The 22,413-nt window shown below is 55.8% G+C and carries 17 protein-coding genes, 2 tRNA genes and 3 rRNA genes; 10 read left to right on the top strand and 12 right to left on the bottom strand.

All coding sequences use genetic code 11. The features are described from left to right. The first annotated feature begins 31 nt into the window (after nucleotides 1-31). Entirely contained in the window at nucleotides 32-1,396 is a 1,365-nt protein-coding gene (gene mgtE, locus HWX44_RS04350; protein WP_175973349.1) for a magnesium transporter, read from the top strand. 240 nt (nucleotides 1,397-1,636) lie between these two features. Continuing rightward, complete coding sequence (locus HWX44_RS04345; RefSeq protein WP_175973347.1) at nucleotides 1,637-2,218, top strand: hypothetical protein; 582 nt, start codon at nucleotides 1,637-1,639, stop codon at nucleotides 2,216-2,218. Nucleotides 2,219-3,153: 935 nt separating this feature from the next. Here HWX44_RS04345 and HWX44_RS04340 read toward each other — a convergent pair. Next, nucleotides 3,154-3,681 carry a CPBP family intramembrane glutamic endopeptidase gene (locus HWX44_RS04340; protein WP_049157638.1) on the bottom strand — a complete coding sequence of 176 codons (528 nt, stop codon included), beginning with the start codon at nucleotides 3,679-3,681 and terminating at the stop codon, nucleotides 3,154-3,156. A gap of 181 nt (nucleotides 3,682-3,862) precedes the next feature. Between HWX44_RS04340 and HWX44_RS04335 the strand changes: the two genes are divergently transcribed. From HWX44_RS04335 to HWX44_RS04325, 3 genes are all read left to right on the top strand, one after another. Next, a complete protein-coding gene (locus HWX44_RS04335; protein ID WP_175973345.1) occupies nucleotides 3,863-4,108 on the top strand; it encodes a hypothetical protein in 246 nt (81 codons plus the stop codon). Between the two features lie 293 nt (nucleotides 4,109-4,401). After that, the gene (locus HWX44_RS04330) at nucleotides 4,402-4,938 is read left to right on the top strand and encodes a hypothetical protein (RefSeq protein ID WP_141746464.1); all 537 of its coding nucleotides are present in this window, start codon (nucleotides 4,402-4,404) and stop codon (nucleotides 4,936-4,938) included. A 12-nt stretch (nucleotides 4,939-4,950) separates the two neighbouring features. Further along, nucleotides 4,951-5,835, top strand: a complete 885-nt coding sequence (locus HWX44_RS04325; RefSeq protein WP_070529834.1) for a hypothetical protein — start codon at nucleotides 4,951-4,953, stop codon at nucleotides 5,833-5,835. Between the two features lie 248 nt (nucleotides 5,836-6,083). Here HWX44_RS04325 and HWX44_RS13185 read toward each other — a convergent pair whose 3' ends face one another. After that, nucleotides 6,084-6,761, bottom strand: coding sequence for a TetR/AcrR family transcriptional regulator (locus HWX44_RS13185; RefSeq protein ID WP_070462451.1), 678 nt, complete (start codon nucleotides 6,759-6,761; stop codon nucleotides 6,084-6,086). Between the two features lie 91 nt (nucleotides 6,762-6,852). On the opposite strand from HWX44_RS13185, the gene HWX44_RS04315 reads away from it, so the two are divergent. Beyond that, a complete protein-coding gene (locus tag HWX44_RS04315) occupies nucleotides 6,853-8,082 on the top strand; it encodes an MFS transporter (RefSeq protein WP_070495012.1) in 1,230 nt (409 codons plus the stop codon). On the opposite strand, the gene HWX44_RS04310 is transcribed toward HWX44_RS04315, so the two are convergent. After that, nucleotides 8,083-8,223: a hypothetical protein gene (locus HWX44_RS04310; protein ID WP_232745367.1), complete on the bottom strand. Its 141-nt coding sequence runs from the start codon at nucleotides 8,221-8,223 to the stop codon at nucleotides 8,083-8,085. It lies immediately after the preceding gene. A gap of 115 nt (nucleotides 8,224-8,338) precedes the next feature. Continuing rightward, a complete protein-coding gene (locus HWX44_RS04305) occupies nucleotides 8,339-8,926 on the bottom strand; it encodes an ATP-binding protein (protein WP_083298964.1) in 588 nt (195 codons plus the stop codon). On the opposite strand from HWX44_RS04305, the gene HWX44_RS04300 reads away from it, so the two are divergent. Further along, nucleotides 8,925-10,117, top strand: a protein-coding gene (locus tag HWX44_RS04300; RefSeq protein ID WP_118779520.1) for an IS3 family transposase whose coding sequence is annotated in 2 segments (ribosomal slippage) — nucleotides 8,925-9,213 and nucleotides 9,213-10,117 — 1,194 coding nt in all. Because the reading frame shifts where the segments join, the coding sequence is not laid out codon by codon here. The two genes, HWX44_RS04305 and HWX44_RS04300, sit on opposite strands and share 2 nt — an antisense overlap. A gap of 227 nt (nucleotides 10,118-10,344) precedes the next feature. Here the strand turns inward: HWX44_RS04300 and rrf are convergent. The 5 genes from rrf to ramA form a co-directional block, all read right to left on the bottom strand. Beyond that, nucleotides 10,345-10,462, bottom strand: a 5S ribosomal RNA gene (gene rrf, locus HWX44_RS04295). 124 nt (nucleotides 10,463-10,586) lie between these two features. Further along, nucleotides 10,587-13,658, bottom strand: a 23S ribosomal RNA gene (locus HWX44_RS04290). Nucleotides 13,659-14,103: 445 nt separating this feature from the next. Beyond that, a 16S ribosomal RNA gene (locus HWX44_RS04285) occupies nucleotides 14,104-15,620 on the bottom strand. Together the 16S, 23S and 5S rRNA genes form the textbook arrangement of a ribosomal RNA operon. A gap of 565 nt (nucleotides 15,621-16,185) precedes the next feature. Next, entirely contained in the window at nucleotides 16,186-17,454 is a 1,269-nt protein-coding gene (murA, locus tag HWX44_RS04280) for a UDP-N-acetylglucosamine 1-carboxyvinyltransferase (RefSeq protein ID WP_175973343.1), read from the bottom strand. A 21-nt stretch (nucleotides 17,455-17,475) separates the two neighbouring features. Then, on the bottom strand, nucleotides 17,476-18,315 hold the full coding sequence (gene ramA, locus HWX44_RS04275; protein WP_046649294.1) for an acetate metabolism transcriptional regulator RamA: 840 nt from the start codon (nucleotides 18,313-18,315) through the stop codon (nucleotides 17,476-17,478). Nucleotides 18,316-18,568: 253 nt separating this feature from the next. On the opposite strand from ramA, the gene cysK reads away from it, so the two are divergent. Both cysK and epsC read left to right on the top strand, forming a co-directional pair. Next, nucleotides 18,569-19,507, top strand: a complete 939-nt coding sequence (cysK, locus tag HWX44_RS04270; protein WP_175973585.1) for a cysteine synthase A — start codon at nucleotides 18,569-18,571, stop codon at nucleotides 19,505-19,507. Nucleotides 19,508-19,621: 114 nt separating this feature from the next. Next, nucleotides 19,622-20,185 carry a serine O-acetyltransferase EpsC gene (gene epsC / locus HWX44_RS04265; RefSeq protein WP_118779504.1) on the top strand — a complete coding sequence of 188 codons (564 nt, stop codon included), beginning with the start codon at nucleotides 19,622-19,624 and terminating at the stop codon, nucleotides 20,183-20,185. Between the two features lie 18 nt (nucleotides 20,186-20,203). Here the strand turns inward: epsC and HWX44_RS04260 are convergent, their stop codons facing one another. The 3 genes from HWX44_RS04260 to HWX44_RS04250 all read right to left on the bottom strand — a co-directional run bounded on the left by HWX44_RS04260 (nucleotide 20,204) and on the right by HWX44_RS04250 (nucleotide 20,760). Next, nucleotides 20,204-20,506: a GNAT family N-acetyltransferase gene (locus HWX44_RS04260; protein WP_144013963.1), complete on the bottom strand. Its 303-nt coding sequence runs from the start codon at nucleotides 20,504-20,506 to the stop codon at nucleotides 20,204-20,206. 87 nt (nucleotides 20,507-20,593) lie between these two features. Further along, nucleotides 20,594-20,666 (bottom strand) — tRNA-Phe (locus HWX44_RS04255). Between the two features lie 20 nt (nucleotides 20,667-20,686). Then, a tRNA-Asp gene (locus HWX44_RS04250) sits at nucleotides 20,687-20,760 on the bottom strand. A gap of 331 nt (nucleotides 20,761-21,091) precedes the next feature. Here HWX44_RS04250 and HWX44_RS04245 point away from each other — a divergent pair. Further along, entirely contained in the window at nucleotides 21,092-22,303 is a 1,212-nt protein-coding gene (locus HWX44_RS04245; protein ID WP_065422035.1) for an IS1249 family transposase, read from the top strand. Nucleotides 22,304-22,413 lie beyond the last annotated feature (110 nt).

Here is a 22,413-nt window from a genome sequence, read left to right as displayed (position 1 = left end):
GGAGGTTGACGTCGAGTGGAAAGGCGAAGCGATGGCAGAAACTACTGAGCAGGCCAGCGAGACCGTAGAGGCATGGCTGAAGCAAGACGACGCTATCGATCCTAAAAAGGCCCCTCGCCTCCAGGAACTCTTAGCCCGCGTTCCCCGTCAAGAGCTCATCGCGATTGTGGAGCGCCAGAACGCGCTCCGCGCAGCGCTAGCCCTCCGCCTGCTGCCGCGGGAAAAGTCCATCGCGGTCTTTGATGCGCTCGATGCAAAGCACCAGGCGGACATCATTGATGAGCTGGGCAACGCCGATGTCTACGAGTTTTTCGACGAGTTGGACCCCGAAGACCGAGTGGCGCTCTTGGATGAGCTGCCCGCGGAGATTGCGGATCGCCTCCTCCGTTCACTGACCCAGACTCAGCGCGACGTGACCGGAGTGATCCTTGGATACACGAAGGGCTCCGTCGGGCGTCGTATGTCGCCAGAGGTGCCCGACATTCACCCGGAAATGAGCATGGAAGATGCCCTGTACACGCTCCGGGATACGGCCGATGAACTGGAGACCATCTATACCGTTCCGGTGACGCGCAAGGACCGGCGTCTGGTCGGCGTCGTCAGCCTGCGCGAACTCTTCACGGCTGAGCGCGGTGTACTCATTGAGGACATCATGAACGAGCCGGTATATGCATACGCGACTGCCGACGCCGAGGAGACCGTGCGGTGGTTCTTGCCCCTCGATATGCTAGCTCTGCCAATTGTGGATGATTCACACCGCCTCGTCGGTCTTCTTACGTGGGACGATGCCACGGACATCATGGAAGAAGCGGACAGCGAGGACTCTGCTCGTTCCGGTGGTACGGAAGCGCTCCAGCAGCCTTACTTGTCGACGCCGTTGCTCAAGCTCGTTCGCTCCCGCATTCTCTGGCTGCTCGTGCTCGCTGTGTCAGCTCTGCTGACCGTGCGGGTTCTCGATTCCTTCGAGGACACCTTAGCCAAGGCGGTTGTACTGTCGCTGTTCATCCCTCTCCTCACCGGCACGGGCGGTAATACTGGAAACCAGGCAGCGACTACTGTGACCCGCGCGCTCGCGCTTGGCGACGTCCGAACGCGCGACCTCCTTTCTGTAATGTGGCGCGAGCTGCGCGTCGGAATGCTGCTCGGCGCCGTACTGGGACTGGCTGGTCTCGTCTTGGCGACGGTGATCTACGGCCTCGATATCGGTATCGTGATCGGCTCCACCCTGTTTCTTATCTGCTCAATGTCAGCGACAGTTGGCGGCCTCATGCCGATTGTGGCAAAGACGGTTGGCGCGGATCCCGCTGTCTTTTCTAACCCGTTCATTTCCACGTTTTGTGACGCGACGGGCTTGATTATCTACTTCTTCATCGCAAAGTCCGTGTTGGGCATCTAGCCCGATAGAAACTGCCGCGCTCCGTCGCGCAGCCCGCCGATATTCTTGTGCCCGCACTAGAGCCGCACTATCTTCGGCGCGCGGCTGAAAAGCTGTGCATACACCTGCATGACGCTTGCGCCACTTGCTGTCAGATGCGAGTTTTTGGTACCGGTGTTCTGGGGACTCGGTACTGCCGTGTTCCGGGTAGTTGGTACCGGGCCGAGGGGTGCGTCGGCCCGGACGGGCTACAGTTTCAGGGTGGAATCACAGCTAGTCGCCTACATCGATGAGTCCTCCGCCCTTAGACCCCCAGACCGGCAGGAGTACATGGTGTGTGCAACCATCATCGACACTCAAGACTTGGAAAAAATACGCGAGCAGCTGCGTCCACTACGACTTCCTGGCCAGGTCAAACTTCACTGGACCGACGAACGTAATAGCCGACGCCGAAAAATCGTGGACACCCTTTCTGAGATCGACTCCATGCAAGCGATCATCACCCACCAGAGTGAAGTGAGCAAGAAGACGGAGAGGCACCGCAGGAAATGCTTGGAGCAGATGTACTTCGAGCTCTCCGAGATGCACGTCCACAACGTCACTTTGGAAAGCCGGCAAGAAGCACAAAACAGGCGAGACGTCGCCCATATAGTTGCCCTGCAGGGCCAGGGACAAAGTGCTGGCATCCGACTGCGACACGTACGCGGTGGCGATGATCCCCTGCTCTGGATTCCAGATGCCGTTCTGGGAGCACTGAACTCCGTCCATCTAGGGGAAGAGCAGTACTGGGAGAAGCTGCACGAGAAAGTGGTCCTCAACCGTCCCACCCCGGATTCCCTCTAGAGGCAGGCGAAGACCCTGAGTCCAGTCGTCCGGCTGGGGTCCCAGGGTCTTCTTCCGATCCTGTCGTAACAGGTGGCAATAACTCTAGGGTAGCACCATTTGGCATCATTTGGCAATAAGGGATTTGGCACCGATAGGCCCCGTCCGTTTCCTTAGCTGGATCGGCGGCCTCATCCTGGTTTCCTGACCAAATCCACATCGACCAAGCCGAACGCAGCGGGCTAAATATCACTCTGCTCAATACCCCTAGACGTTGACACCGACATGCCCCGCCGAGATACAGCAGGTCATAGGACAAAGACCTCTTACTCCGGCCATCACTGAATCGATCATCAAACCACCCCGGCGGGAGCTGACGGAAAATCTCTGAAATCAAACCCTCATCAGAGATGACTTTCTTTGCACGGGATACTTCCCGTCGTGAACACCCCAATGCGTGTGTGATCTGCGCCTAGCTAGCACCATCAAGGCACATCGCAATGATCTGCTTGAAGTTGGCCACAAGGACCAGCTCCTTCCAAGTAGAAGTTGACGCAACACCAGCGGATTGTGGTGTCGCCAACATCAACTATGAAAGAAAACCCCTTGCAGTACCGGATACACGGAACACCGGTACCAACTACGCGGACTCGCGCTACCAACTACCCCAAATCGACAACTTGCTACACGGTTACCCCTCTCCTCTACCGGGCTGAACACCATCGATTTCTGCATCCAACTGTCCACCACAAAAAGTGTCGCTGCGACCTCTATTGCCGCCTTCACGAACAAACCCGAACCATAGGAGCACAAGGTGCGCTTTGCTTTCTGCAAGCGTCCTGAAGTCATCAGCGAAGCAGTTCCCGCCTGACGTACGAAGAAAATGCCTGCGGCACGCGGCTTTGTGCTCAGTGTCAACCAATAGTCGCGTTGAGCAGCCACACGCAATCCTTCACCTAACCCGCCAACAATCCGATACCTATGTTGAGGGCGGCATGTAAGACTGAGCACTCAATGACGCTACCGGAGCGAAATCTCACCGCCCCAAGTATCCACCCACCGAGGAATTGAACCGGAAGTACGGGCCACAGATGAGCATCAAAGCTCAACAACACCACATGGGGCAAAAGGAAAAGGGCCGCCTGAAAAGTGTTTCCGGCCCACAATCCCCAACGCCGAAGAAGTAAACCCCCGAGAAATCCTCGGAAGAAAAACTCTTCGCCTGCAGCCCTTAGAATCGCGGCAACGCTTACCCCTTGAACAAGAACGACGCCCGGCATGCCGAGACTATCCGTAGATACAAGACGGATACCAAGATAACCTATTCCAAGCAGCACAGGGAACAAGATGACACTTAAAGCTGCTGCCTGCAGGTTTCCCCAGCGCCAACCCACATTTGCCCGAGCTCGAGACACCCCGATTGACCCGCGTCGGACAAGGATATAGAGCACTGAAGGGGCAAGGAAGAAAAGAAATTCAACCATGTTCCTAGTCCTTTAACGTGAACCGGCGAAGCAACGCGACCCTAAAATACTCGCGCTTCTCATTCTACGATTCTGTGTGAGAACAGGACTGAGCAACATTGGTGGGGTAAGTAATGCCGCCCTGACAAATTGATGCGCACGGACGATTTGACACCTACGGATGAATTGTTAGGAGTAATTGGTGTTGATTAAGCATGTTGCAACCCGTGCTTACAGCATGGTTTGTTCGACGTATCCTGGCAAAGATTGGGACGTAGAGGTATGTGTACACCCAGACGGAACCGTTGCAGTGTTTCCAGGGGAGAACGCAGATGATGGGGATAGCGCCGCGCTGGTGAAGCCCGACGGCACGGTGGAGCTACTAGGAAGTTCCCCTGTTGATTTAACAGCTTTTGTTGAAGCTGGGGACTGGGTAACCACTCAATAAAACTGACCGCCAACCAATATGTCTCATACTCACCTCCGTTACCACCAAGGCGTGGAACACACCCAACACCCCACGGAGGAGACAAACCACATGTCGGATGAAAACACCACCCCCGCAGACCTCGCACAGCAGGCCGCTGACAAGGCGCAGCAGGCCCAGCACGACACCGAGCAGGGAACTACACCCAAGCCGGTGAACACCTAGGCGAGGCGCAGGCCAACGAGGCGGACGAAGCCGTAGACCTTGACGCGCTACGTAAGCAGCTCGCCCGATACGAAGCGGAAAACCGCAAGTTGAAGAACGAGAACGGCGACCGCCGAGTGAAGGCGAAGCAGGCGGAAGAACAGGCAGCGACGTTGAAGAAACTCGCGCAGGTACTCGGTTTTGAACCGTCCGACAAAGACACGGAGGAACAAATCAAGCAGGCCAAGGCCGCTGCGCAGGAACGAGAAGCCGAGCGTGACAAGCTCCAGGCCGAACTCGACCGAATGCGCGAGGACAACACCCTACGCAAGCTGGCGAAGGAAAACGGGGCAGACCCCGACATGCTTGTGCCGTATCTCCGTGGTGTAGGTGATCTCCCGAAGTGGGGCAGCGACGAGTGGGACAGTAAGGCTGGCGAACTCGTCACCAACACGCTCAACTCATTCCCACAGTTCAAGGCGGGTGGGGTAGCACCCCGCACCAGCGGAACCCCAGCCCCACGAACAACAACGATGGCCGAATCCTCACCGCCGATGACCTCGACCGCCTGTACGCACAGGGCAAGTTTGAGGAAATCAACAAGGCAGTGGAGGAAGGCCGTATCAGCCGCTAAAAGTTTCCACTAGGAGGAACGCACTATGGCAACTCCACAGTCCCACAAGAACTGGGATCCGGTAATCGGCCCGATTGTCGCGTCTGCGCTCATGCAGCCGCTCCGTCAGACCTGGGCATTCGCGCAGGAGGGTGTGACGAACTGCGACTTTGAGGGCGAAATCCGCGGTAAGGGTGACGAGGTTGTTGTCACCAACCTTAGCCGTCCCACCATCCGTAAGTACGACGAGTCCGAAGACATGATTGTTGAAGATGTCGAGTTCGGAGAGCGTAAGTTCAAGACCGACCAGGGCGACTACTTCAACTTCAAGATTCCGCTGGTATCTTCCGTCCAGTCTGCTCTAGACGTGAAGCCGGAGGCAGTCAGCGAGGCAGAGGAAGGCATGTCCGAGCAGGTCGATACCTACATCGGCAAGCTCATGAAGGACGGAGTGAAGAACTCCAACAAGGTGGGCACCCTCCCGCTCGACATTGAGAAGAAGGACGCGTACAAGACGCTGGTGGTGCTGCGTAAGAAACTCAACGCCACTTCGGTTCCGAAGACTGACCGTTTCGTGATGGTTGGCCCGGAGATGGAATCGGCGTTGCTGTACGACGAGCGCCTGGACAAGGCAGTGAACAACAGCAATCTCTTGAACGGTGAGATTGGTCGCCTGCTCGGGTTCCGCATCATTTCCGCGCCGACGGTGCCGACGGTGGCGGGCCGTGAGGTGGTCATTGCGGGCCACCCGATGGCTACCCCGTTCGGCTACCAGATCACGGAGGTGGCGGAATCGTCCATGCTGCCGTTCCGTTTCACCCGTGCGATTACGGGCCTCCAGGTGTACGGCGGTTCCGTGTTCCGCCCGGAGGTGCTGGCGACGGCTGAACAGGATGTGGTGGAGCCGACCACGGCGGGTGCTACCGAGTAGACGCTAGCCCGTAGCAGGCAGCGAAGGGGGTCAGGGTGTGTGCCTTGACCCCCTTTACCCATACCTGGATGAAGGGCACACCATGAATAATCCGTATCAGGAAGAACTACTTAACCGTCTCCGTGACCATGATAACGCGAGGGGTGAACGTGAACTGACCCGGCTTATCAACTGGGCTACATCCGCTGTGTTGAAGTACACAGCTGTGCGGGCGCTCACTAAGACGATGATTGAGAAGTGGGTCAGAGTTAAGGCAGCAGGGTGTGTTCGATGCCGTCTAGGATCACATCGATGACGAGGTCGTAGTATTCCTCGGACATCGCTTCTTCTTCATCAGGGTGTGAGAGAGGCTCCAGGTAAGAGTTGACAATACTGGTCAGTCCAACAGATTGAGCCATCATAGGCTCAAGCCTGACAAGCATTTCGTGCAGGTTGTGGCGAGGCTGGATTTGATTGGATGCGCGCAGGTTTCTCGCTCCGATCGTGTGGATGATCGAGTTCGCGATAATTGTGTAGGCCACAGGCGAATTGTCACCAAACCCAGCTTCTTGTAGTTTGGCCCAGGCTCCATCGATCATCGGCAAAAACTGTTCGGTGAACTTGCCCCGCGCGAACCTGTCGGTAATCCCCGGATATGCTAACAATGCGGGGCGTAGATTGTGAGCCATAGCTCGAAACCAGGCTTTCCATTCAAGGTCCGGGTCGGGAACTTCAATCCCGACACATACCCGGTCTACAACAGCATCACAAATGGCTTCCTTGTTTGGAAAATAATGATAAATCACTGAGGGAACCACGCCCAGTTCACGGGCAATGTCCCGTACTGACCATCCCTCAACGCCACTGATCGCGCTTAACTGTACAGCTTGTTTGACAATCAGCTCGCGTGATAGCCCAGCCCTTCGCCCCGTTAGCACAGTGTTCATAAGGTGACCCTAACTTATTCCTTGACCCTTACTAGAACACCATTCTACAATATCCCTAAGTGAAACAGTGTTCTAGTAATGGAGTGTAGTGATGCCCGACCCTCGTAGTAATAAGCCGACACAGAGCTCTATTGATCCAGGAGCGCAAGCGAACCTGGTAGTGGGAATCGTTTTTCTCGCCTTTATGGGGCAAATGATTCTCAATCCGATCATCGCGCCACTGTCACGACAGATGGGATTGCGGGAATGGCATATTGGCGCCACTATCTCTTTGGCAGCGATTGTACTAGCGAGCTTGAGTGCTTATTGGGGGCGAGCTTCCCAACGTGTCGGCGCTAAACGTGTACTCGCTGCTGGGCTTGTGATCGCGATCATCGCTTTGAGCGCCTTCGGTATTGTCTCCTACCTGGGGATGAACCAGGTAGTTGGCGGTGTCGGACTAGTTTTTGGTGTTGTGATCACTCGTGGTTTGCTCTATGGTGGAGGGATTTCAGCGATCGCCCCGACCGCGCAAGCCCACCTGGTCACGCATGCTGCCAGCGAGAACGGGCGGGTAAAAGCACTGGGCATGATTGGAGCGGCTCAAGGGATGGCCTCCATTGTTGGAGGTGTTACTGGAGGTGTGTTAGCCGCTGCTGGTGGCCTGCTCTTGCCCTTGGTGGTCATGCCCGTTGTGATGGTGATTGGTCTGGTTGTTCTCTTGGTGAGTTTCGCACCTCAAAGCCGAGGGCAACTTTTTGCAAAGCCTCAACGGATTCGCTTCACTGATCCGCGTGTAGCTCCCTGGCTAGCAACTGGTCTGGTGATGTTTCTTGTGTTTTCTTCTGTTGCTACGATTTTTGGATTCACTGTCCAAGACCGCTTCGCCCTGTCGGCAACTGCGACCGCAGGTATTTCCGCGATTTACCTGACCATCATGGGCGTGACCATGATCATTGCCCAAGCGGTGATTGCTCCAAAGACAGGGTGGGGAGCAGCGAAGCTTTTACGTACTGGTCTGGCCATTACACTAGTTGCAACTGTGCTCATTTGGCCTACCTCCTCGCACGCTTTACTGGTTGTCGGGTGTATCGTGCTGGGGGTAGGTATGGGACTGGCGATGCCCGGGTACAACACTGGCCCAACCTTGAAGATGAGTGCAGATGAGCAAGGCGCAGTGGCTGGCATCATCAACGCTAATAATGGGTTGGCGTACGCGATTGCCCCGCTGGCTTCGACCGCCCTTTACGGGTGGAACCCGCTGGCACCCTTCGCCGTCTGTATCGCCTTGATTGCAGTGGTCGTCATCTACGCCCACACTGCACCCGCACTACGCCAATAACTATGAGCGTGCCTGAAGTAGCCGTTCCATCACGTTATCCGCAGGAGTCGGCCCCGAGTAGTCCACCAGCGAGTTGGCTTTGACGACATCGAAAATCTCGTACCAGAGCGTATTCGCCTGCTTGCTAAACGACTGAGACATGGCCACGAATGGGGACGCGATAGCTGTTAGGACCACGGATTTAGTAACGCTGTGGTGAGTATTCAGTAACGCCCGGGTGAGTATCGGGTAACACCCGGGCGTTGACTATGAGCCGCTACTGCGTATTGGCTTCGAGGCGCATGTTTGGTCCTTCGAGTGTGATGATCTCAGCGCCAACGACAAGCCGATTCAGGATCGACTCGGCGATGACAGCATCCGGGATGGACTTGTACCACTCATCGGGTGTGAACTGGGAGGTGACAATGGTTGATCTCCGGTGTTCGCGCTCAGCAAGAATGTTGAGCAGCTGGTGTGCTGTGGCAGCATCAATCGGCGTTGTTAAGAAGTCATCAAGCACGAGTACGTCTGCCAGGTGTAAGTCTTGAAGAAACTCCATGCGTGCTGTGTCATCATGGCGTAGCACCATCAGCTGATTGGCCAGGGTGTCTGTGCGGAAGAAACGGGCAGAATAGTCGTTTCTGCACGCAGCGGTAAGGAGTGCTTGGGCCAGGTATGTTTTGCCGACGGATGATTTGCCGAGGATGACAATGCTTTGTGCTTTTTGACACCATTGGCAGTGAGCGAGTCTGGTGATTTGCTCTTTGTTGAGGTTGCGGCCGGGTGTGTAGGGGACCTGCCCCCTGTTTGGTAGACACCTCCGATTCCGACCGTGTTGGGTCGGGGAAAGGTAATCTACCTCCATGCCTAGGAAGGTTTATTCGGATCAGTTCAAGCGCGACGCAGTCGCGATGTACGAGAACGATCCACATCTCTCGCTCAAGGCCGCAGCCGAAGATTTAGGGATCTACCGCACCACGCTTCGCACGTGGGTCGATACGTACGGCACCGGTGCAAAGACCCAGAGGCCACCGGTTGCACGTGCTGATCATGCCAAGCAACTCACGGATGCAGAAAAGATACGCCAACTGCAGCAAGAAAACGCCAGGCTGAAAGAAGAACGCGATATCTTGCGCAAGGCGGCCAAATATTTCATGGAAGAGACACACTGGTGATCCGCTTCCAGTTTGTCGAGGACCACCGCACCGAGTACTCGGTCAAGCGGATGTGCACCGTCCTTGGGCTCAATCGCAGCTCTTACTACAAATGGAAAGCCAGCAGCGCCCAACGGCACCGCCGGCTAATTGACGATGCCATGCTAGGGGCGAAGATCAAGGCGGTCTTTAACGAGAAAGACCAGCTCTACGGTGCCAAACGCATCGCGGCAGAGCTGACCTATAACGACGCCTACAACGACAATGGGCCGGTCAACCATAAGCGCATCGCCCGGATCATGAAGAAGCTTCGCCTGCGTGGCTACACCAAAAAACGCAAGGTCACCACCACCAGGCGTGGGCCTGGCCGCGTGGTGTTTGCCGACCTGGTCAAGCGAGATTTCACGGCTCCGGCTGCAAATAGGGTGCTAGTTGGCGATATCACCTATCTGCCGATCGCGGACGGGTCGAATATGTATCTCGCTTCAGTAATTGACTGCTATTCACGGATGCTCGTCGGCTTTGCCATCGCCGACCACATGCGCACCGAACTCGTCGAGGAAGCGCTCGAGCACGCGCACCACACCCGCGGGAGTCTTGCCGGGGCGATCTTTCATTCGGACCACGGAAGTGTCTATGCCTCATCGCAGTTTCAGGCCACCTGCCGCAGGCTCAACGTCACCCAATCCATGGGCGCAGTTGGCACCAGTGCCGACAACTCGCTGGCAGAGTCGTTTAACGCCACCCTGAAACGAGAGGTCCTCAAAGACAAGAAAGTCTTTGCCAACCAGCTCGTCTGCCGACGAGACGTCTTCGCATGGTGCGTGCGCTACAACACCAGCCGAAGACACTCCTGGTGCAAGTACCTCACCCCCACAGAGTACGAAGCCCACGCAGCGTAACAATGCGCTAAAGTAAGCCCCACAATTTCACCACCCCATGGTGTCTACTTTCCGGGGGCCGGGCCCTAGCTCCAGGTATCGATATACGCAACGTCTCGGGTGGTTCGTGCGCAATCAGAAATGGACCCTTAAATTGCAACACACAATGGTTGTAAAACGAATTGAAGGACCAAGACTGAATAAGTCTTGGTCCTTCGACCTTGTATTTAGTTGTTTGTTTTGTTTGGTGTCGGCGGTTTCTTACTCTCCCACAACCTCCCGGTTGCAGTACCATCAGCGTTAGCAGGCTTAGCTTCCGGGTTCGGAATGGGACCGGGCGTTTCCCTGCTGCTATAGGCCACCGACAAACACACAGGGCAACGGCTGGTTGACGTGTGTTGTGTCAGATACTGTGTAGTGGACGCAAGCGACAGTGATTAATTGTTTGTCATGTCTTGTTGTTTACACACTCTCGATATTTCGAGGGTGTGTGTGTTTGTTTTGGTCTATTAGTACCAGTAGCCTCCACACTTTACAGTGCTTCCAGGTCTGGCCTATCAACCCCATCGTCTTTGGGGGACCTCAAGTGAAACCTCATCTTAAAACAGGCTTCCCGCTTAGATGCTTTCAGCGGTTATCCCTTCCGTACGTAGCCAACCAGCGATGCTCCTGGCGGAACAACTGGCACACTAGAGGTACGTCCGTCCCGGTCCTCTCGTACTAGGGACAGCCTTCTTCAAGTTTCAACGCGCGCGGCGGATAGAGACCGAACTGTCTCACGACGTTCTGAACCCAGCTCGCGTGCCGCTTTAATGGGCGAACAGCCCAACCCTTGGGACCTACTCCAGCCCCAGGATGCGACGAGCCGACATCGAGGTGCCAAACCATCCCGTCGATATGGACTCTTGGGGAAGATCAGCCTGTTATCCCCGGGGTACCTTTTATCCGTTGAGCGACACCACATCCACAAGTAGGTGCCGGATCACTAGTCCCGACTTTCGTCCCTGTTCGACATGTCTGTCTCACAGTCAAGCTCCCTTGTGCACTTACACTCACCACCTGATTGCCAACCAGGCTGAGGGAACCTTTGGGCGCCTCCGTTACATTTTGGGAGGCAACCGCCCCAGTTAAACTACCCACCAGGCACTGTCCCCAACCCAGATCATGGGCCAAGGTTAGACATCCAATCCGATCAGAGTGGTATTTCAACAACGACTCCACAACCACTAGCGTGGCCGCTTCATAGTCTCCCACCTATCCTACACAAACCGAACCGAACACCAATACCAAGCTATAGTGAAGGTCCCGGGGTCTTTTCGTCCTGCCGCGCGTAACGAGCATCTTTACTCGTAGTGCAATTTCACCGGGCCTGTGGTTGAGACAGCAGAGAAGTCGTTACGCCATTCGTGCAGGTCGGAACTTACCCGACAAGGAATTTCGCTACCTTAGGATGGTTATAGTTACCACCGCCGTTTACTGGGGCTTAAATTCTCAGCTTCGCCACCAAAGGTGACTAACCGGTCCTCTTAACCTTCCAGCACCGGGCAGGCGTCAGTCCATATACATCAACTTAACGTCTTCGCATGGACCTGTGTTTTTGATAAACAGTCGCTTCCCTCTATTCTCTGCGACCCCACAACCCACCACACTCGCAAGGAGTGTTTAAGTCGTGTGGTTCCCCTTCTCCCGAAGTTACGGGGGCATTTTGCCGAGTTCCTTAACCACAGTTCACCCGAACGCCTTAGTATTTTCAACCTGACCACCTGTGTCGGTTTAGGGTACGGGCCATACATCCACATCGCTAGAGGCTTTTCTCGACAGTACTAGATCACCAACTTCACCCCAACAAGGGCTACGCATCACGCCTCAGGCTTACACGGTGTGCGGATTTGCCTACACACCACCTCACACGCTTACACCAACAATCCACTAAGCGGCATGGCTACTACACTGTGTCACCCCATCACTTGAACCACACATCAGGCCCCACGACATCAACAAACCACACACTCAAAGAGTGCACAATTCGTATCCGCGGTGGTTAGTATCAGTGCTTTATCATGGGCGCGGATATACGGGTACCAGAATATCAACTGGTTGTCCATCGACTACGCCTGTCGGCCTCGCCTTAGGTCCCGACTCACCCTGGGAAGACGAACTTGACCCAGGAACCCTTAGTCATCCGGCGGGAAGGATTCTCACCTTCCAATTCGTTACTCATGCCTGCATTCTCACTCGCACACACTCCACGCCTCCTTACGGTAACGCTTCAACACATGCACGACGCTCCCCTACCCAAACAAAAAGTTTGCCGCGGCTTCGGCGGTGTGCTTGAGCCCCACTACATTGTCGGCGCAGGACCACTCGACCAGTGAGCTATTACGCACTCTTTCAAGGATGGCTGCTTCTAAGCCAACCTCCTGGCTGTCTTCGCGATCCCACATCCTTTTCCACTTAGCACACCCTTAGGGGCCTTAACCGGCGATCTGGGCTGTTTCCCTCTCGACTATGAAGCTTATCCCCCACAGTCTCACTGCCGCACAACACAATTGATGGCATTCGGAGTTTGGCTGACATTGCTAAGATTGTAGTCCCGCTCAACCAACCAGTAGCTCTACCTCCACCAAGCTAATGCGACGCTGCACCTAAATGCATTTCGGGGAGAACCAGCTATCACGGAGTTTGATTGGCCTTTCACCCCTACCCACAACTCATCCCCGCAGTTTTCAACCTACGTGGGTTCGCGCCTCCACAGCATCTTACTACTGCTTCACACTGGCCATGGGTAGATCACCCCGCTTCGGGTCCAGGACATGCCACTAAAACACCCCATTAGGATTCGGTTTCCCTACGGCTACCCCACACGGGTTAACCTCGCGACATGCCGCTGACTCGCAGGCTCATTCTTCAAAAGGCACGCCATCACACAATAAAAAGTGCTCTGACGGATTGTAAGCACATGGTTTCAGGAACTATTTCACTCCCCTCCCGGGGTACTTTTCACCATTCCCTCACGGTACTAATACACTATCGGTCACACTGAGTATTTAGGCTTACCGGGTGGTCCCGGCAGATTCACAGCAGATTCCACGAGCCCGCTGCTACTCGGGCAACCCAACAACTTGCACATTGAAGCCTTCAACTACGGGACTATCACCCTCTACGGTAGGCGTTTCCACACCACTTCACCTAACAACAACACACAAGCACGATGATGGTAGTCACCGCACGCTGGGGCCCACAACACCGCACACACAACCCCTACCAAGTATCACATGCACACGGTTTAGCCTCATCCACGTTCGTTCGCCACTACTAGCAGAATCATTATTTATTTTCTTCTCCTACGGGTACTGAGATGTTTCACTTCCCCGCGTAAACCCCCACAACAGCTATGAATTCACTGAAGGGTAACACCCCATAACAGGTGCCAGGTTTCCCCATTCGGACATCCTCGGATCAACGCTTTATTGACAACTCCCCGAGGCTTAACGCAGCCTTACACGTCCTTCATCGGCTCAGCATGCCAAGGCATCCACCATGCGCCCTAAATAACGAACACACAACCAACACAACAACCACCACCACAAACATGGCAGCAGCAAAATCATGCTGGTGTGAACACACAAAACACAAAAAGAACAAAGAAATCACACAAACCACACACATTGCCACCACACAAAAAGTGACAGTAACAAGCACATGGTTTAATGCTCGCGTCCACTATACAGTTCTCACACAACACCCCACACAACTTAAACAACCAAGAAGTCATCCAACCTGACTGCTGAAACTCGTGCGGGTTACAACCAGGGAACAATGCCCCAGACACCCAACAATGCACCAAGTACTCTTCAACGCGTTAGCTAATCCATCATCCCAGTTAAGATGTATCTCCACCCGATTATTATGCGGTGGCAGTAAAACGTTTGTTCACTCAACCACCAGCCACACAACAAAAGTGCGGCTAAAAGACACCAACTGGTGCCAAAAAATATGCTCCTTAGAAAGGAGGTGATCCACCCGCACCTTCCGGTACGGGTACCTTGTTACGACTTCGTCCCAATCGCCGATCCCACCTTCGACAGCTCCCTAACAAGTTTAGGCCACTGGCTTCGGGTGTTACCAACTTTCATGACGTGACGGGCGGTGTGTACAAGGCCCGGGAACGTATTCACCGCAGCGTTGCTGATCTGCGATTACTAGCGACTCCGACTTCATGGGGTCGAGTTGCAGACCCCAATCCGAACTAAGGCCGGCTTTCAGCGATTCGCTCCACCTCACAGTGTCGCTGCGCGTTGTACCGACCATTGTAGCATGTGTGAAGCCCTGGACATAAGGGGCATGATGATTTGACGTCATCCCCACCTTCCTCCGAGTTAACCCCGGCAGTCTCTCATGAGTCCCCAACCAAATGCTGGCAACATAAGACAAGGGTTGCGCTCGTTGCGGGACTTAACCCAACATCTCACGACACGAGCTGACGACAACCATGCACCACCTGTACACCAGCCACAAGGGACACTACATCTCTGCAGCAATCTAGTGTATGTCAAGCCCAGGTAAGGTTCTTCGCGTTGCATCGAATTAATCCACATGCTCCGCCGCTTGTGCGGGCCCCCGTCAATTCCTTTGAGTTTTAGCCTTGCGGCCGTACTCCCCAGGCGGGGCGCTTAATGCGTTAGCTACGGCACAGAAGACGTGGAAGCCCCCTACACCTAGCGCCCACCGTTTACGGCATGGACTACCAGGGTATCTAATCCTGTTTGCTACCCATGCTTTCGCTCCTCAGCGTCAGTAACTGCCCAGAGACCTGCCTTCGCCATCGGTGTTCCTCCTGATATCTGCGCATTTCACCGCTACACCAGGAATTCCAGTCTCCCCTACAGCACTCAAGTTATGCCCGTATCGCCTGCACGCCCGAAGTTAAGCCCCGGAATTTCACAGACGACGCGACAAACCACCTACGAGCTCTTTACGCCCAGTAATTCCGGACAACGCTCGCACCCTACGTATTACCGCGGCTGCTGGCACGTAGTTAGCCGGTGCTTCTTATACAGGTACCGTCACAAAAAGCTTCGTCCCTGTCGAAAGGAGTTTACAACCCGAAGGCCGTCATCCCCCACGCGGCGTCGCTGCATCAGGCTTCCGCCCATTGTGCAATATTCCCCACTGCTGCCTCCCGTAGGAGTCTGGGCCGTATCTCAGTCCCAATGTGGCCGTACACCCTCTCAGGCCGGCTACCCGTCGACGCCTTGGTAGGCCATTACCCCACCAACAAGCTGATAGGCCGCGAGCTCATCTTGCACCGAAAAACTTTCCAACCACCACACTAAAAGCGGCTCATATCCGGTATTAGACCCAGTTTCCCAAGCTTATCCCAGAGTGCAAGGCAGATCACCCACGTGTTACTCACCCGTTCGCCACTCGAGTACCAGTGCAAGCACTGGCCTTTCCGTTCGACTTGCATGTGTTAAGCACGCCGCCAGCGTTCGTCCTGAGCCAGGATCAAACTCTCCACAAAAAAGGCCGTGAAAAGCCCAAACCTAACAAACAGACAAACCAAACCGTGCACAGCACGGACTGGCTATCCAAAAATTACATAAAGAAAAAATCCAACCAACCCCCAACCCGACGGGGCAAAAAAGGGAGCTGGCCTAGTTAGAAGATTTAAATCAATATGCCCAAACAACTTAATATTATTTACAATGACGCCGCTTAAAGGAAAAGCGCCATCCGGCATACACCAACCGCGATACGCATACGGCGTATCGCAGCCAAAATGATAAAAATCAACCAACACAAAAAGTACATTGGCACACTATTGAGTTCTCAAACATCATCCGCACACCACAACAAAAATTAACCAAACGTTAACCCTCTTGCGGCGGCCCGAACAACCCTACCCAACAAGCTCAACCAAAGTCAAACCCGCCGAACAACCATTGCCCGAACATCTACCACCAGTTAACCAAACGGCTACCTCGCGGCGACCCCGATAAATATACGCACACCCCCAACAAACAACAAATCCCCAGGTAGTACACCGTTTCGTTGTACTACCTGGGGACGTCGCCAAGCACTGCTGCCTAGTAGAGCTCTTCCTCCTGAGTGCGCTCGATGGTCGCCCCCAGCGCTTGCAGGTTCTCTACAAAATTGGGATAGCCGCGATCGATGTGGAAGACATCGTGGACGGTAGTCGTCTCATCGGCACAGAGTGCAGAGAGCACCAACCCGGCGCCCGCGCGAATGTCGGAGCTCCAGACATGCGTTGAAGACAACCGCTCTTGGCCGCGAATGACAACATGGTGGCCATCCACCTGAGCGTCAGCGCCGAGGCGCAACATCTCATCGACGAATCGGAAACGGGACTCGAACACGTTCTCCGTAATGATGGAAGTACCTTCCGCAACCGCGGACAATCCAATAGCGATGGGCTGGAGATCCGTTGGAAAGCCCGGGTAAGGCAGCGTTTGGTAGTCCACGGCGGTGGGGCGCCCATCCATACGCACGCGGAAGCCGTTGACATAGTCCTCAATATCGGCACCGGCCGACTTGAGCTTTTCCAAAGGCAGGTGCAGGTGCTTGGGAGCGATGCCGCCCACCGTAATATCTCCGCGGGTCATGACTGCGGCATAGGCCCACGTCCCAGCCACGATTCGGTCACCGATGACCTCGTGTTCTGTCGGCTGGAGCTTGTCCACACCGCGAATCGTGATGGTGGACGTTCCTTCACCAGTGATGTCAGCACCCATCTCCTTAAGCATCAGGCACAGGTCGACGATTTCCGGTTCACGGGCGGCGTTGTGGAGTTGAGTTTCGCCGTCGGCAAGCACGGCAGCGGTAAGAATATTTTCTGTCGCGCCAACAGAGGGGAAGTCGAGCTTGATGTTTGCACCGCGGAGGTGATCAACCTCCGCTACCACGGCACCGTGCTCGATACGCGTGCTCGCCCCCATTTTTTCGAGTCCGGACTGGTGCATGTCCAAGGGGCGGGAGCCAATGGCATCGCCACCCGGCAAAGCCACCTTGGCATGACCGCACCGCGCCGTCAGCGGACCTAGCACGCACACGGACGCGCGGAACTGCCGCACGGCGTCGAAGTCCGCGTTGGAGTGCAGCTCGGCCGGAGTGGTGATGCGCACTGTGTGGCCATCGATCTCCACTGAGCAGCCAAGGCCCTCGAGGACCTTGCGCATCAGGGGAACGTCAAGAATTTCAGGACAGTTGGTCAGCGTGGTCGTGCCCTCCGCCAACAGTGCCGCAGCCATCAGCTTCAGCACACTGTTTTTGGCACCGTCCACCTTGACGGTGCCCTGCAGGCGCGCCCCACCGGAGACAATAAATTGGTCTTTCACGCCCACCCAACTTACCTACAATCAGGGCAGCGCGCCGATACGACGGGCTGCATTGACCGCTTCATAGCGGGTGTGGGCACCCAGTTTGCGCATGACAGAACGCAGATAAGACTTCACCGTTTCGGCTCCGATGCCCATTTCCTCTGCCGCCTCAACGTTGGTGTGCCCCAACGCCACGCAAGACAAAACATCGAGCTCGCGCGCAGACAACTTGGTGGTCTGCTTCACGCGCACCGGGGAGACCATCTGGTCGCAGAGGGCTTCCAATTCCTTGCGGAGGTCCTCATCGTTGACGCGGTTAGCCAGCATTCGCAGCTTGGAGTGCGTCGAGCGCACCTGCTCCCATTCGGCGCCGTTCATCACGTGCCCGCGAGCGGCGCCACCCTTGCCCCCATCGGCGCGGCGCAGTGCGGAATTAACCGCTAAATCCTGCTCGAGGCAGCGGGCGGTCATGGTGACCTCCTCGATGACCTTGTCACCCAAGCGGACCGGCGAATGAACACCAACATAAAGAACGCCGCGGATCTCACGCTGCACAGTCACCGGCACCGCCACGATGGAGTGCAGTCCCTCATCCTGGATGTAGCGGTCGTTCTCGTGGCTAATCGTCGTGGCGCGGGTGTAATCGGATACGCCTACAGCGCGGCGAGTGCTGACAACGCGCCCGCCGACGCCCACATTCGCGTCAATCACCAAGTTCTGCAAGGCCGGGGTGCGCAGACCTACCCAGTGGGTAATCTGCAAACGATTATCCGGCAGCAAGGTTCCGTACATCGTAACGGGAATTCCCGTTGCGGTCTTCAGCGACGATAGCGCTGCGCGTACGGCTTCGTCATCATCCTTGAGTCGGTGCGGCTCCATGAGGCTCTCTCTTACTCGGGGGTAACCAGCAGGTGCACCCACATTCCCCGCCTGAAACGGGGGTAGGTGGACACTATTTGCGAAGTATAACCGTCCGACGGGGGTAATTCTAAATCGCACCGCGCCCTACTCCGTCACCCCAAATCCCACATATCATGCCCGAATGCTCTGTTCAGAATTTATATACCACTTTGTCTAGTGGCGGGGTGTAAGGTGTCTGCTGTACATCGGAAGTTATTTACAAGGAGTCCACATCGTGGCTGTATACGACAACATTCTAGAAACCATCGGCGGAACCCCGCTGGTCCGCCTCAACCGTTTGACCGAGGGTCTCGGCGCCGAGGTGCTCGTGAAGGTTGAGTCCTTCAACCCCGCAAATTCCGTCAAGGACCGCATCGCCAAGGCGATTGTCGACACCGCCGTAGAAGCCGGCGAGCTGAAGCCGGGCGGCACCATCGTTGAAGCCACCTCCGGCAACACCGGTATTGGCTTGGCGCTTGTCGGCGCAGCCCAGGGTTACAAGGTCATCCTGACCATGCCGGAGACCATGTCTAACGAGCGCAAGGTGCTGCTGCGCGCTTATGGCGCTGAGATCGTGTTGACCCCGGGCGCTGCCGGAATGAAGGGTGCCGTAGAGAAGGCCAACGAAATTATTGCCGAAACCCCCAACGCGATCCTGGCTTCCCAGTTCGCTAATGAAGCAAACCCGAAGATCCACGAGGCAACCACCGGCCCCGAGATCTGGGAGGACGCCGAGGGCAAGGTTGATGCTTTCGTAGCCGGCGTCGGCACCGGCGGCACCGTCACCGGCGTTGGTCGCTACCTGCGCTCCCAGAACCCGGATACCTACTTGGTAGCTGTAGAGCCCTCCGACTCCCCCGTCCTGTCCGAGGGCAAGGCAGGCCCGCACAAGATCCAGGGCATCGGCGCTAACTTCGTCCCGGAGGTTCTGGACCGCGAGATCCTCAACGAGGTTCTCACCGCCACCACCGAGGAATCTGTCTCCACTGCCCGCAAGCTGGCCACCGAGGAGGGCCTGCTCGTCGGCATTTCCTCCGGCGCCAACGTCTCCGCTGCTCTCAAGCTGGCTGCACGCGAGGAGTTCAAGGGCAAGACCATCGTGGTCGTCGCCCCGGACTTTGGTGAGCGTTATGTCTCCACCATCCTCTTCGAGGACATCCGCGAGGCTTAGAGTTCCCAGCGTGGCTTTCCACGGGGCGTCGCAAAGCGCACTGCGGTGAGCACCCCGAATAAAAGCGCCCTCTGTGCTAGGGGGCGCTTTTTCTTTCTAGATAGGATGGTTTGCATGCACATCTTGAAGATGATTCGTGAAGACCTCGCCAACGCGCGCGAGCATGATCCGGCCGCGCGCGGCGACGTTGAGAACGCCGTGGTCTATTCCGGCCTCCACGCCATTTGGGCGCACCGCATTGCCCACCGCATGTGGAAGCGTGGCTGGCGCGGGCCGGCACGCATCTTGGCCCAGGTGAACCGTTTCTTCACCGGAATTGAGATCCACCCCGGCGCCACAATTGGTCGGCGCTTCTTCATTGACCACGGAATGGGAATCGTCATTGGTGAGACCGCCGAAATCGGTGATGGCGTTATGCTCTACCACGGTGTCACGCTCGGCGGCCAGGTTCTCACGCAGACAAAGCGCCACCCAACGATCGGGGACAACGTGACCATCGGCGCCGGCGCAAAGGTACTAGGCCCCATCACCATCGGTGAGGGCTCCGCGGTAGGCGCTAACGCCGTGGTGACGAAGGATGTACCCCCTCATCACACCGCCACGGGTATTCCCGCTAAGAACCGTCCCCGCAAGAAGGATGAGCGCATCAAACTGGTGGACCCAGACTTCTACATCTAAGGGCGGCCGACTCCGTATTTAGAGGTTGCCCTCACGGTTAGTCAGACGCTGGTATTCAGGGTTCTTCTCAATAAACCGCGCCACGGCGCTGCACGTTGGGATGACTTGGCGGCCTGCCGTCGAGTCATCATCCAACGCCGCCTTAATCAGAGGTTTGGACAGGCCTTGGCCTTGAAAAGACTCAAAAATTTCCGTGTGCGTAAATTCGCGCGTGGTGGCGGAGTCACTGTATTCAGCGAAGCCTGCTTCCTCGCCATCGACGGTGATGACGAAGCGGGATCGATCGGTTTGGTGCGCAACTGAAGTAGTCATGGTGCCCATTAAACCAAAAAGCAGCAGACCACTAGAGCAACTCCGGGGAACAAGGAAACAAAAGAGCCCCCTCCACTACTGGAGGGGGCTTTCTTGTGGCCAGAGCCAGGATCGAACTGGCGACCCCACACTTTTCAGGCGTGTGCTCTACCGACTGAGCTATCTGGCCAGAAGCCACAAGGACTTCGGCGACCCTGACGGGACTTGAACCCGCGACCTCCGCCGTGACAGGGCGGCGCGCTAACCAACTGCGCCACAGGGCCATTTTCAATTATCTCTTGTGCGCTGGGCACGAATAAGTACTCTACACAAAGCTTGAGAAACACACCAAATCAGCATGTCATCTACGGTTTTTAGGAGTAAAGAAGTACCGTCCACGCGACTGCCGCACAGCACCTAGACCTATCGGCCCCCACCCCGCGGCTTAAGGGACATTTCGTGTGGATAAACCGATACGGATTCCCGGGGCAGCCTGGGATAATACGGTGATCTTGATTTTGAATCGGTTCCAACGGCCCGATCTGTGAAATCAACACTGGATAGTCCTAGGTCTGTGATAGGAGGACTGCTGCTGGTGCGGTAAGGCCAATTCCTATGGCTAATAGGAATCGGCCGTCGTGTGACATGTGCGGCCACGGACTGGTTAAGAACGGCAAAACCGCGGCAGGAACCCAGCGCTGGTTGTGTCCTAAATGCAACGTTTCATCGATTAATACCCGCGCACACACCAGCGAGATTCGGCACTTCAAAATCTTTATTGACTGGATTCTTTCCGGCGAATCCGCAGACCATTTAGCCAAACGCCTTGGGGTAACAAGGCGGACTTTGACCCGGTGGTTCAAGCTGCTGTGGTTTATCACCGTGCCCACGTCTACTGACCCCTATCGTGTTTATGACCAGGTCTTTATCGACGGCACCTACTTCCACAAGAAATGCCTGCTGGTAGCCTGCACCGAAACACACGTCATCGCCTGGCACTGGTGCCTGCGTGAAAGCTCATACGAGTACCTGAAACTGCTCGACAAAATCGCGCAACCACTCATCGTCACCACCGACGGGGCAGGCGGAGCACTCAAGGCACTGCGTATTAAATGGCCCGATGTGACCATCCAGCGTTGCTTAGTTCACGTCCAACGCAACACTTTTGCTGATATCAGCCGCAACCCGATTCACCCAGCGCATAAAGCAATCCGGAAACTGGGCTACATGCTTGTCCAAGTACGCAATCCCGACGATGCTGCGCGGTTTACAGCTGCAGTCCACCACACCCGCATTACCTTTGCTGATTGGCTTAAAGAGCGAACCTACCGCAGTGCTATACCAGCAGGCCAAGTACCGAAATGGGTCAGCCCCAACCAGAAATGGTGGTACACCCACCGCAACGCCCGCAGGGCTCTAAAACGGCTAGAAAAGCTCATCCACGCCGGACAATTATTTACCTTCCTTGACCCGCCTGAAGGTGTCACACAGGATTTAAAAGCCACCACGAACCTGCTGGAAGGTGGCATCAACAAACAGCTCAAAGACCTAGCAGGAAACCATCGTGGCATGTTCGATGAGCATCAGCGCATCACCATGGACTGGTGGCTCTACACCCACACCGAAGACCCGGTAGCGCCACTGGAGTTAGCCAAGCAACAAGACTTCGGACGCCAAGGAGAAAAAGCAGCACGCGCAGCCTGGGCAAAAGAAGAACTCAAACGACGCGGCCACCCAGACGGGCGACCTGCCACATTCGACACCGGCATCGACAACGAATGGAACCCCAGCTTAGGCATAAGAAAAGGCTGGGCCGGACGCTCCTAAATCCACACGAAATGTCCCTTAATGCGACACGCCGCAAATCCACACGAAATGTCCCTTAAGCCCACCCCGCCTTGAGTGGGCTACGCCAAGCAAAACGATTCAAGCCCCGA

This window comes from Corynebacterium sp. Marseille-Q2823 (assembly GCF_903645345.1).
Classification (GTDB): domain Bacteria; phylum Actinomycetota; class Actinomycetes; order Mycobacteriales; family Mycobacteriaceae; genus Corynebacterium; species Corynebacterium hiratae.
Note: the sequence above shows the minus strand (reverse complement) of the source record. Positions and strands in the feature narration are given on the sequence as shown.

Excerpts from the sequence above, each read along its gene's own strand:
- HWX44_RS04310 (WP_232745367.1), bottom strand. The coding sequence starts at position 8,223 with ATGTCTCAGTCGTTTAGCAAGCAGGCGAATACGCTCTGGTACGAGATT.
- HWX44_RS04340 (WP_049157638.1), bottom strand. The coding sequence starts at position 3,681 with ATGGTTGAATTTCTTTTCTTCCTTGCCCCTTCAGTGCTCTATATCCTT.
- ramA (WP_046649294.1), bottom strand. The coding sequence starts at position 18,315 with ATGGAGCCGCACCGACTCAAGGATGATGACGAAGCCGTACGCGCAGCG.
- HWX44_RS04325 (WP_070529834.1), top strand. The coding sequence starts at position 4,951 with ATGGCAACTCCACAGTCCCACAAGAACTGGGATCCGGTAATCGGCCCG.
- HWX44_RS04305 (WP_083298964.1), bottom strand. The coding sequence starts at position 8,926 with ATGGAGGTAGATTACCTTTCCCCGACCCAACACGGTCGGAATCGGAGG.
- HWX44_RS04315 (WP_070495012.1), top strand. The coding sequence starts at position 6,853 with ATGCCCGACCCTCGTAGTAATAAGCCGACACAGAGCTCTATTGATCCA.
- mgtE (WP_175973349.1), top strand. The coding sequence starts at position 32 with ATGGCAGAAACTACTGAGCAGGCCAGCGAGACCGTAGAGGCATGGCTG.
- epsC (WP_118779504.1), top strand. The coding sequence starts at position 19,622 with ATGCACATCTTGAAGATGATTCGTGAAGACCTCGCCAACGCGCGCGAG.
- HWX44_RS04260 (WP_144013963.1), bottom strand. The coding sequence starts at position 20,506 with ATGGGCACCATGACTACTTCAGTTGCGCACCAAACCGATCGATCCCGC.
- HWX44_RS13185 (WP_070462451.1), bottom strand. The coding sequence starts at position 6,761 with ATGAACACTGTGCTAACGGGGCGAAGGGCTGGGCTATCACGCGAGCTG.
- HWX44_RS04245 (WP_065422035.1), top strand. The coding sequence starts at position 21,092 with ATGGCTAATAGGAATCGGCCGTCGTGTGACATGTGCGGCCACGGACTG.